The 1,798-nt window shown below is 53.8% G+C and carries 1 rRNA gene; it reads right to left on the minus strand.

From position 1 onward, the window contains the following. Window positions 1-20 precede the first annotated feature (20 nt). Window positions 21-1,562: ribosomal RNA gene (locus QCD69_RS22430) — 16S ribosomal RNA — on the minus strand. Window positions 1,563-1,798 lie beyond the last annotated feature (236 nt).

Consider the following 1,798-nt stretch of genomic DNA (forward strand, 5'->3'; position numbering starts at 1 on the left):
CGCACGAAGGTATCTTCAGGTAAGGAGGTGATCCAACCGCAGGTTCCCCTACGGTTACCTTGTTACGACTTCACCCCAGTCATGAATCACAAAGTGGTAAGCGCCCTCCCGAAGGTTAAGCTACCTACTTCTTTTGCAACCCACTCCCATGGTGTGACGGGCGGTGTGTACAAGGCCCGGGAACGTATTCACCGTGGCATTCTGATCCACGATTACTAGCGATTCCGACTTCACGGAGTCGAGTTGCAGACTCCGATCCGGACTACGACGCACTTTATGAGGTCCGCTTGCTCTCGCGAGTTCGCTTCTCTTTGTATGCGCCATTGTAGCACGTGTGTAGCCCTGGCCGTAAGGGCCATGATGACTTGACGTCATCCCCACCTTCCTCCGGTTTATCACCGGCAGTCTCCTTTGAGTTCCCGACCGAATCGCTGGCAACAAAGGATAAGGGTTGCGCTCGTTGCGGGACTTAACCCAACATTTCACAACACGAGCTGACGACAGCCATGCAGCACCTGTCTCACGGTTCCCGAAGGCACTAAGGCATCTCTGCCGAATTCCGTGGATGTCAAGGCCAGGTAAGGTTCTTCGCGTTGCATCGAATTAAACCACATGCTCCACCGCTTGTGCGGGCCCCCGTCAATTCATTTGAGTTTTAACCTTGCGGCCGTACTCCCCAGGCGGTCGACTTAACGCGTTAGCTCCGGAAGCCACTCCTCAAGGGAACAGCCTCCAAGTCGACATCGTTTACGGCGTGGACTACCAGGGTATCTAATCCTGTTTGCTCCCCACGCTTTCGCACCTGAGCGTCAGTCTTTGTCCAGGGGGCCGCCTTCGCCACCGGTATTCCTCCAGATCTCTACGCATTTCACCGCTACACCTGGAATTCTACCCCCCTCTACAAGACTCTAGCCTGCCAGTTTCAAATGCAGTTCCCAGGTTAAGCCCGGGGATTTCACATCTGACTTGACAGACCGCCTGCGTGCGCTTTACGCCCAGTAATTCCGATTAACGCTTGCACCCTCCGTATTACCGCGGCTGCTGGCACGGAGTTAGCCGGTGCTTCTTCTGCGGGTAACGTCAATCGACGCGGTTATTAACCGCATCGCCTTCCTCCCCGCTGAAAGTACTTTACAACCCGAAGGCCTTCTTCATACACGCGGCATGGCTGCATCAGGCTTGCGCCCATTGTGCAATATTCCCCACTGCTGCCTCCCGTAGGAGTCTGGACCGTGTCTCAGTTCCAGTGTGGCTGGTCATCCTCTCAGACCAGCTAGGGATCGTCGCCTAGGTGAGCCGTTACCCCACCTACTAGCTAATCCCATCTGGGCACATCCGATGGCGTGAGGCCCGAAGGTCCCCCACTTTGGTCCGAAGACGTTATGCGGTATTAGCTACCGTTTCCAGTAGTTATCCCCCTCCATCGGGCAGTTTCCCAGACATTACTCACCCGTCCGCCACTCGTCACCCAAGAAGCAAGCTTCTCTGTGCTACCGTTCGACTTGCATGTGTTAGGCCTGCCGCCAGCGTTCAATCTGAGCCATGATCAAACTCTTCAATTAAAAGTTCGATTTGCTGCAACAAGTGCAGCGATGCTCAAGTGTAAAACGTCATAATGAATTTCATTATGTGTTCACTCTTAAGACTTGATATTTTTTTGCGTCCGGAGACGCTTGATATCAATCCTGCGAGTGCCCACACAGATTGTCTGATAAATTGTTAAAGAGCGTTGCGGCCAGTGCTTTCGCTTCCTGCCGCGAGGTGGCGTATATTACGCTTTCCTCCTTCAGAGTCAACC

The organism is Erwinia sp. PsM31 (assembly GCF_030433775.1).
GTDB classification, from domain to species: Bacteria; Pseudomonadota; Gammaproteobacteria; order Enterobacterales; family Enterobacteriaceae; genus Erwinia; species Erwinia aeris.